Source organism: Streptomyces avidinii (assembly GCF_045161815.1).
Taxonomy (GTDB): Bacteria; Actinomycetota; Actinomycetes; order Streptomycetales; family Streptomycetaceae; genus Streptomyces; species Streptomyces avidinii.
In genome coordinates this window covers 2,490,113-2,499,385 of record NZ_CP108863.1, presented here as the reverse complement: position 1 = coordinate 2,499,385, position 9,273 = coordinate 2,490,113, and the positions used below count along the sequence as shown (strand labels likewise).

Below are 9,273 nucleotides of genomic sequence, written 5' to 3'. Positions count from 1 at the left end.
TCCAAAGGTGTTCCAGGAAGCAGCACTTCATGGGGGACGCCCGGAACACCCGGGAGGCGACCCGCCTGTACGACCGGCCTGCGCGGAGCCGCTACCACTCCACCAGCAGCCGGGACAGCCCGCGCGTACCGAGGCCGTCCTTCCAGACCACGGCCTCGGGGCCGGAGGCCAGCCGCAGCGTCGGGAACCGCCCTACCAGGCGCTCCAGCACGATCCGCACCTGGAGGCGGGCCAGCGGCGCGCCGAGACAGCGGTGCACCCCGTGCCCGAACGTCAGGTGCGCGGCGTCGTGTCCCTGCGGGTCCAGTCCCTCCGGTTCCGTGAACGTCCTGCCGTCCCGGTTCCCGTGCAGCAGCGAGACGATCACGCCCTCCCCGGCCTGGACCGTGACGCTGCCGAGCGGCACCGGCTCCACCGCGACGCGCGGGAAGCTGATGGGGGTGGAGGGGGTCAGCCGCAGCAGCTCCTCGACCGTCGGGGCCAGCTCCTCGGGCCGGTCGCGCAGATCCGCGTACCCGGCGGGGTCGGAGAGCAGGGCGTGCACCGACAGGCCGAGCTGCCCGACGACGGTCTCGTAGCCGGCCATCAGCAGGGTGAGCCCCATGGTGAGCAGTTCGCCCATGGACAGCTCGCCCTGCTCGTGCGCCCCGATCATGGAGGTGAGCAGGTCGTCCTCGGGCCGCCGCCGCTTCGTGTCGATCAGGTCGGCCATGTAGTCGATGAGTTCGAGGCGGCGGCGGGCCTTCTCCTGCGGGGTGCTGGCGGAGATGTCGAAGAGCACCTCGACCCAGTCGCGGAACCGGGTGCCGTCCTCGGGCGGGACGCCCAGCAGCGAGCACAGGACGGCCAGCGGCAGCGGTGCGGCGAGTCCCTCGATCAGGTCGGTGCCCGGTCCCGACGCTGCCATCGCGTCCAGGTGCCGGTCGGCGAGCCGCTCGATGGCCGGTGCCATCGCCGTGGCCCTGCCGGTGGTGAACGCCTTCGTCACGACGCGTCGCAGCCGCGAGTGCTCGGCCCCGTCCATGCTCATCATGGAATTCGGCACGGGCTGGGCGTCGTTGAGCTTCGGGGCGTGCGCGGTGACGGCCTCGGCCCGGCTGAACCTCTTGTCGGTCAGGACCCGGCGCGCCAGCGCGTAGTCGCACACCAGCCACATCTTGTCGCCGGCGGGCGTGAAGAACGGAACGACGTCGATGCCGTCCGGAACGTGCCCCTCCGCGGCCACGTACTGCCCAAGGAATGCCGGAAGCGGGCCCAGCGGGCCGGCGCTGCGGTGCTTCATGCGTGTCCTCCCCGTTGTGTTCGGCGGTCAGATTTCCGGACCTCCCGTCCGAGCGGAATCGATGACCGAATCAGCCGAATGGAGAGGTGGCGTGCTGCGGTTGTGCGGGAAACAGAAAAGGAGCGGTGCCCCCGCTTTACCTCTGACTGCCTTGTGAACAAGCCGAGTCGGCGGCGATTCGAGAATTCTGATGTGCCGCAGCGAAGAAACTCTGGCCGAGAATGAACATACCTCCCGCCCGGGAGGCGGAGAACAGAAAGGCACCGACAACGGTCGGTGGCTGTTCAGTTGTTCGACGAGCTCTCCGGAGGTGTCCCGTCGACGGGACGGCGGCCCGTGCGCCGACGCGGCGCCGCCCGCCGCCGCCCGCCCCGCCCGGGCCGCTTTGGCCTGCCTTTAGCACGGGCTGCGAGCCTCCACACCTGTTCTGTGGACCCCTTCACGTGGAGGCACGATGGCGATTCAGGCCGGCGACATCGAGGGATCGAGAATCGGGCAGATCCGTACGGGCCCCGATCTGGCGCCCCGGCAGCGCAGGCCCATGGGCGAGGATCCGCGCCGCGGGCAGGTGCTGACCACGAAGGTGGGTCTGCAGATGCCCGCCGGGATGTCCTTCGACGACTGGGAGAAGGCCGGTCGCCAGCTTTCCGGAATCGTCGATTCCTCCTCCTGGTGGCTCGGCGACTGGCTCGTGTACGGGAAGGACCACTACACCGACCGTTACCAGCGCGGGATCCGCGCCGCCGGACTCCAGTACCAGACCCTGCGCAACTACGCCTGGGTCTCCCGGCGGTTCGACTTCAGCCGTCGGCGGGGTGCCCTCAGCTTCCAGCACCACGCCGAGCTGGCCTCCCTGCCGCACGACGAGCAGGAATCGTGGCTGGACCGCGCCGAGCAGCGGAAGTGGACCACCAAGCAGTTGCGCAGTGCCATCCGCGCCGCGCGCGAGGACGAGGCGCAGGTCAGACTGCCCGCCGAGCCGACGCGTCGGCTGGAGGTGCCGGGCAGCCGGCTCCAGTGGTGGCACAAGGCGGCGGAACGGGCCGGGGTCGACTTCGAGCGCTGGGTGCTGGTGACCCTGGACAGCGCGGCCAAGCAGGCCCTGGCGGAGCTGGAGCGGCTCGGGGAGCTGGAGGACCCGGACGCTCCGGAGGCTGCGGCACAGGAAGAGCGCGTGGTGGAAGTGCAGGCCGCGGGGGAAGAGGAGGGGATCAAAGGGCTGCAGCAGCCGGCCGGCGCCGTGCGGCGACTGGCCATCGAGGCCTGACCCCGCGGCCCCCGGAGGTCCAGGGCCCGCACTCCCTCCGGAGTGGGGGCCCTGAAGGCCGTCGGGCGCCACTTGCCGTCCGGCGGATCAGACGGGCAGCTGACGCATGAGGTCGGCCGTGTCGCGCTGCCGGGTGCACCCGCTCCCGGTGAACGAGTCCAGTACGCGGCCACGGACCTCGTCGGGCTGTTCCTGGCTGAGCTTGAACATGCCCTCGGCTCCGGACACGGTGACCCGGAAGGCGCCGACGGCGGGCACGATGCGGCGGAAGTAGCCGATCGACTCGCTCATGTCCCAGCCGGTGCCGAACTTGGAGCCCTCGAAGGCCGCGACGGTGGCCTGCACCACGCCCATCGTCTCCTCGATCGAGTCGATCTTCTCCACCACTCCGCGCACGTGCACGGAGGTGAAATTCCATGTCGGCGCGGCCGGCGACTTCTTGTACACCGTCGGCGAGACATAGGAATGCGGGCCGGTGAAGGTCAGCAGGATGACGCTGCCGTTCTCGATCGCGGCCCAGTGCGGATTGGCCCTGTTCATATGGCCGAGCAGTTTTCCGCCGGACAGGTCGGGCGCCCATTCCTCAGGGGCCTGCGGGTCCGCGATGACCGGCAGATGGGTCGCGAACGGGCCTTCCTCCACGGTCCCGTTGATAACCGCCAGGGCCAGTGGATTGTCTCGTATCAGATCGGTCATCCACGAACTGTCCGGTTCGCGGTAATTGCTGGGGACGAACATCCGGAATTCACCCTTTCGGTCGGCGCGGAGCGCGAAGACATAGAAATCCCGGCCGACCGTACCGCTGTCCCGTCGGCCGGACATCGGTATTCGGTAATCGGTCCGCACAAAGGTCTCTCGGATTGCCTTCCTGACGTCTTCAGGTTGGCGCCGGGACGTTCTGCGGCGCAATACTGAATAAAGGTCTCCCGGATCACCGGTCGAGATTCCAAGACGCTAGCGGGAGAATTGTCTATGGGTACAACGGGTACGCATGAGCACGAGATATACGACGTGGTCGGCATCGGCTTCGGCCCGTCCAACCTGTCGCTCGCGATCGCACTGGAAGAGCACCGGGCCAATGTTCCGGAGCGCCCGGTCAAGGCCGCGTTCTTCGAACGTCAGGCCTCGTTCGGCTGGCACCGCAACATGCTGCTGCCGTCGACGACCATGCAGATTTCGTTCCTGAAGGACCTGGCCACGTTCCGCAATCCGGTGTCCCGGTTCAGTTTCGTATCGTATCTGCACGCAGCGGGCCGACTGGTGCAGTTCGTCAACAACCAGGACTTCTTTCCGACGCGTCAGGAATTCCACCAGTACCTGGAATGGGCGGCGTCGAGCCTGGGTGACCAGGTCTCCTACGGATCCGAGGTCACCGCCATCCGGCTCTCGGAGGAAGCCGGACCCGGAGCCACCGAGTGCCTGCAGCTCGATGTCCGTGAGGCCTCGGGCGGTGTACGCCGGGTCAAGGCGCGCAACGTGGCCGTCTCGACGGGACTCGTACCGCGCATGCCGACGGGCGTGGCCCGCGACGAGCGGGTGTGGCACAGCTCCGAATTCCTGGAGCGGTTCCGCGGCCTGGACCCGAACGAGCTCAAGAGCGTGGCGGTGGTCGGGGCCGGCCAGAGCGCGGCCGAGATCACCCGGTTCCTGTACGACATGCTTCCGCACGCGCGGGTCTCGGCGATCCTCCCGTCCTACGGGTACTCCGTCGCCGACGACACCCCCTTCGCCAACCAGGTGTTCGACCCGGCCGCCGTGGACGAGTACTACTTCGGCACCGACCAGGCGCGGGAGGCGTTCTGGCACTACCACCGGAACACCAACTACTCGGTGGTCGACGACGAGGTGATCCGTGACCTGCACCAGCGCTCGTACGACGACGAGGTGCGGGGGACCAAGCGGCTGCACTTCCTCAACCTCACCCGGGTGGCCGGCGTCGCCCGGACGGGCAACGAGACGCGGCTGACCCTGGGCGCGATGCTCGACAGCGAGCCGCAGGAGCTCGACGTCGACGCGCTCGTCTTCGCCACCGGCTACGAGGGGATGGACCCGGCGCGTCTGCTCGGCGACTTCGACCGGGAGTTCCTGCGCGACGAAACCGGCCGGCCCCGGGTGGAGCGCGACTACCGGCTGGTCAGCGCGTCCGGGCTGTCCTGCGGCATCTACCTCCAGGGAGGCACCGAGCACACCCACGGCCTGTCCTCGTCCCTGCTGTCGAACATCGCCGTCCGCAGCGGCGAGATCGCCGACTCCATCGTGCTGCGACGGGCCGAGCGGGAGCTCGGCGGGGCGCGGACCGTGGAGGTCGCGGGAGCCACCGCCGGCCGGGCCTGACCCGGCTTCCCCCGGTCACGGCCGAAGGGTGGGCCCCGGTGCTGGACGAACAGCACCGGGGCCCACCCTTCGGCCTTCTTCGGTCATTCCGCGGAATGCCGCATTCACCTCACGCGGCGCCGGCGGCAACCGGGTCCGCGGCCATCGCGTCGCGCAGGCTCTTCGGTCGCAGGTCGGTCCAGTTGGCCTCGACGTGTTCCAGGCACTGCTGGCGGCTTTCCTCGCCGAATACGATGCGCCAGCCGGCGGGAATCTCGGCGAAGGACGGCCACAGCGAGTGCTGTTCCTCGTCGTTCACCAAGACGTAGAACCGGCCGTCAGCGTCGTCGAACGGGTTGCTGCTCATGAATCCACTCCAATTCAAGCCGTTCACGATCCGATTTCCGGACGGGAATCGGATCGTCATCCATTAGTGGGGATGGAGTTGGCGAGACCGCCGTGCCCGATCATGGCATCTTTCGGGCGCCCCGTGGAGACCGGTGTGCGGATGACGTGCTCCACCGGACGCCGATGTGCCTTCCCCCGCCGTCCTGTTGACGGGACAGCGGTAACACACTGCCCCGAATCTCCTGCGTTCTGCACCGAGTTCGCAGGAATGGGCTTCCGGTCCCGGCTTCCCGCGCGCGATGCTGAACGGGCGACCGCGGCCTCGTTCCGCGGCCCATTGACGTCCCCGGGGAGTCCGGAGTCCTCCACAGAAGGAGTTGTGCCGATGAGCGTCACCAGCGCGGCCGGCGTTCTCTTCACCCTGCGCGCGAGGTTCTCATGACGACCCGTCAGCATCCCGCGATGGCCAAGGCGCAGTCCCTCGGCGACGCGCTGCCGTGGCTGACCCGCCACCAGGACCGGACCGTCGTCATCAAGCTGGGCGGACACGCCATGGTCGACGACCAGTTGACGGCCGCCTTCGCCCGCGACGTGGTCTTCCTGCGCTACGCCGGGCTGAAGCCCGTGGTCGTCCACGGCGGCGGCCCGCAGATCGGTGCCGAGCTGGAACGGCGCGGTCTGGCCAGCGAGTTCAAGGCGGGCCTGCGGGTCACGTCGTCCCGCGCGATGGACGTGGTCCGGATGGTGCTGGCCGGGCAGGTGCAGCGCGAACTGGTCGGGCTGATCAACGCGTACGGCCCGCTCGCCGTCGGTATGACCGGCGAGGACGCCGACACCCTGACCGCGGTCCGCCACGTGCCGTGGATCGACGGTGAACCGGTGGACATCGGCAGGGTCGGCGACATCACCCGGGTGAACACCGGCGCCATCGAGGGGCTGCTTGCGGACGGCCGCATTCCGGTGGTCTCCTCCATCGCCCGCAGCGCCGAGGACGGGCACGTCTACAACGTCAACGCCGACACCGCGGCCGCGGCGCTTGCCACCGCCCTGCAGGCCCAGGCGCTGGTCATGCTCACCGACGTCGAGGGCCTGTACGCGGGCTGGCCGCTGAGCGACGAGGTCATCGGCCGGCTCACGGCCCGTGAGCTGGAGAAGCTGCTGCCGGAGCTGGCCGACGGGATGGTTCCCAAGATGACCGGCTGCCTGCACGCGGTGCGGGGCGGCGTCGGTACGGCGCGGGTGATCGACGGGCGGGTGCCGCACGCGATCCTCCTGGAGATGTTCACCGACGAAGGCGTCGGCACGGTGATCGTGCCGGACCTCGACGAGGCGGAGGTGCTCGCGTGAGCGGGTCGGCCGGGAGCGGCTGCTTAACCCAACTGGTGCCATGGTGGCGCCATGGGTGCCGGAGTGGCTCCGGTGCGGTGGCGGGATCCGGTGAGGTGCCGAGACCGCCGGAAGCGACCTCCGGAATCCCGTACGGCCCCTTGTCTGCAAAGGATTTCCGGGCCGTTTCCCGTGGTGGGCGCCCCGGTCGGCCGGTCGCCCGCACCCCCGTCGGGATGCCCCGCGGTGCGTCCGGCGGGAGGCGCTTTTCGGCCGACTCGACGCACTGGCGCACTTCTGGCACGACAGTGGCGCCATGTGTGTGCCATGATGGCGTCACGACCTCGGCGGCGCCGTCCGCACCGCCGGGGGCGAGACGCCCACCGTCCCTGCCGTCCCCACTGTCGGCCGCCGGTCGTCCTGACCGACTGCTCTGACCCGAATCACCCGCTCGTTCTGTACCGATTCACACAGGAGTTCTTTCGCTATGGCCACCTTCCTTTACAAAGTGGGGCGTCTCGCCTTCCGGCGACGAGGCCTGGTGTCACTGCTGTGGCTCGCCGTCCTCGTCGGGGTCGGTTTCGCCGCCTCCGCCGCTCCGCCTCCGCCCACCGACACGTTTTCGATGCCGGGCACGGAGTCGCAGAAGGCCTTCGACCTGCTGAAAGAGAAGTTCCCGGCCATGAGCGTGGACGGCGCGACCGCCCGCGTGGTCGTCCGGGCACCGGCCGGCGCGAAGCTCTCCGATCCCGCCGAGAAGGCCAAGGTCGAAGCCCTCGTCGGCGCGCTCGCCAAGGCGCCGGACGTCGTTTCCGCCTCCGACCCCTTCAAGACCAACGCCCTCAGCCAGGACGGCACCACGGCGTACGCCGCGGCCACTTACAAGGTGTCCGCCCTCAAGGTGACCGACGAGGCGCACAAGGGCCTCGACAAGGTGCTCGAGGACGCCCGGAGCACCGGGCTGGTCGTCGAGGCCGGCGGTGACGCCGTCAAGGTGGACGGAGCGCCCGGCGGCGGTGCCGAAGGCATCGGCATCCTCGTCTCCGCCATCGTCCTGGTCCTCACCTTCGGCTCGATGATCGCCGCGGGCATGCCCCTGCTGACCGCCATCATGGGCGTCGCCATCGGCGGCGCGGCGATCACCGCACTCGGCAGCACCCTCGGCCTCTCCAGCACGACCTCCACCCTCGCGCTGATGATCGGCCTCGCCGTCGGTATCGACTACGCCCTGTTCATCGTCTCCCGCTACCGCTCCGAACTGGCCGAGGGACGGGAGCGTCAGGACGCCGCGGGACGGGCCGTCGGCACGGCCGGCTCCGCCGTCGTCTTCGCCGGTCTCACCGTCATCGTCGCCCTCGCGGGCCTCAGCGTGGTGAACATCCCGATGCTCACCAAGATGGGTCTCGCCGCAGCGGGCACGGTCGCGGTCTCGGTCCTCATCGCGATCACCCTCGTCCCGGCCCTCCTCGGCTTCGCGCCGATCAAGGTCATGCCCCGCAGGGAGCGCAAGAAGTACTACGGCAAGCCGCTCACCGATCGTCAGCAGCGCAAGGCCGACAAGCGGGCCGCGCGCCAGAAGCCGAACCTGGGCACCCGTTGGGCGACCTTCGTCGTCCGCCGTCCCCTTGCCGTCCTGCTGCTGGGCGTCGTCGGCCTCGGTGTCGTCGCGGTGCCCGCCGCCTCCCTCCAGCTCGGCCTGCCGGGCGAGGGCACCATGGCTCCGGACACCACGCAGCGCAAGGCGTACGACATGCTGTCCGAGTCCTTCGGGGCGGGCTTCAACGGGCCGCTGATGGTCACCGTCCAGGCCAAGGACGCGGCGACCGCCGCCGCCAACGTGGGCAAGGAGCTCGGCAAGGTCGAGGGTGTCGCCGCGGTGACCCCCGCCACGCCGAACGACAAGGGCGACACCGCGGTCCTCACCCTCATCCCGAAGACCGGCCCCGCCGAGCACGAGACCGAGGAACTGGTCGGCAAGATCCGGGGCGTCACCGGCGGTCTCGGGGCCGACAACGGCGCCGAGATCCTGGTGACCGGTCAGACGGCCCTGTTCATCGACTTCTCCCAGACCCTCGACGACGCGATGCTGCCGTACCTGGGCCTGGTGGTCGGTCTCGCCTTCGTCCTGCTGGTGCTCGTCTTCCGCTCGCTGCTCGTCCCGCTCAAGGCGGCCCTCGGCTTCCTGCTCTCCGTCAGCGCGGCCCTCGGCGCGGTCGTGGCCGTCTTCCAGTGGGGCTGGCTCGCGGACGTCTTCGGCATCGACCAGCCCGGCCCGATCATGAGCACCCTGCCGATCTTCATGATCGGTGTGGTCTTCGGTCTCGCCATGGACTACGAGGTCTTCCTCGTGACCCGGATGCGGGAGGCCTACGTCCACGGCGCTCGGCCCGACGAAGCGGTGGTCACCGGATTCCGCTACGGCGGACGGGTGGTCGGCGCCGCCGCGATCATCATGGTCAGCGTCTTCTCCGGCTTCATCATGGAGGTGAACGTCTTCGTCAAGATGGTCGGCTTCAGCCTCGCGATCGCCGTCCTGTTCGACGCCTTCGTCGTCCGCATGGCCCTGGTGCCCGCGCTGTTCGCCCTGCTCGGCCGGTCGGCCTGGTGGCTGCCCCGCTGGCTCGACCGACTGCTGCCGAACATGGACGTCGAGGGCGAGAAGCTCGGCCGCACGGACGGTACCCCGGTCCTGCCCACCCAGCGGCGCCAGGAGCAGGAGGCCCACATCCCGGGCTGA

7 protein-coding genes are annotated in these 9,273 nt (G+C 69.4%); 4 read left to right on the top strand and 3 right to left on the bottom strand.

Annotated features, from left to right (window positions below; translation table 11 throughout):
* Positions 1-91: 91 nt before the first annotated feature.
* Positions 92-1,282, bottom strand: coding sequence for a cytochrome P450 (locus tag OG373_RS10990; RefSeq protein WP_405437823.1), 1,191 nt, complete (start codon positions 1,280-1,282; stop codon positions 92-94).
* 454 nt (positions 1,283-1,736) lie between these two features.
* Between OG373_RS10990 and OG373_RS10985 the strand changes: the two genes are divergently transcribed.
* On the top strand, positions 1,737-2,549 hold the full coding sequence (locus OG373_RS10985; protein ID WP_405437821.1) for an LmbU family transcriptional regulator: 813 nt from the start codon (positions 1,737-1,739) through the stop codon (positions 2,547-2,549).
* A gap of 87 nt (positions 2,550-2,636) precedes the next feature.
* On the opposite strand, the gene OG373_RS10980 is transcribed toward OG373_RS10985, so the two are convergent.
* Complete coding sequence (locus tag OG373_RS10980; RefSeq protein WP_405444021.1) at positions 2,637-3,287, bottom strand: FMN-binding negative transcriptional regulator; 651 nt, start codon at positions 3,285-3,287, stop codon at positions 2,637-2,639.
* A gap of 234 nt (positions 3,288-3,521) precedes the next feature.
* On the opposite strand from OG373_RS10980, the gene OG373_RS10975 reads away from it, so the two are divergent.
* Complete coding sequence (locus tag OG373_RS10975) at positions 3,522-4,883, top strand: lysine N(6)-hydroxylase/L-ornithine N(5)-oxygenase family protein (protein WP_405437819.1); 1,362 nt, start codon at positions 3,522-3,524, stop codon at positions 4,881-4,883.
* 109 nt (positions 4,884-4,992) lie between these two features.
* On the opposite strand, the gene OG373_RS10970 is transcribed toward OG373_RS10975, so the two are convergent.
* Entirely contained in the window at positions 4,993-5,229 is a 237-nt protein-coding gene (locus OG373_RS10970) for an MbtH family protein (RefSeq protein ID WP_397730028.1), read from the bottom strand.
* A gap of 419 nt (positions 5,230-5,648) precedes the next feature.
* Here OG373_RS10970 and argB point away from each other — a divergent pair, with 419 nt between their 5' ends.
* Both argB and OG373_RS10960 read left to right on the top strand, forming a co-directional pair.
* Entirely contained in the window at positions 5,649-6,557 is a 909-nt protein-coding gene (argB, locus tag OG373_RS10965) for an acetylglutamate kinase (protein ID WP_030386168.1), read from the top strand.
* 466 nt (positions 6,558-7,023) lie between these two features.
* Complete coding sequence (locus OG373_RS10960; protein WP_397730026.1) at positions 7,024-9,273, top strand: MMPL family transporter; 2,250 nt, start codon at positions 7,024-7,026, stop codon at positions 9,271-9,273.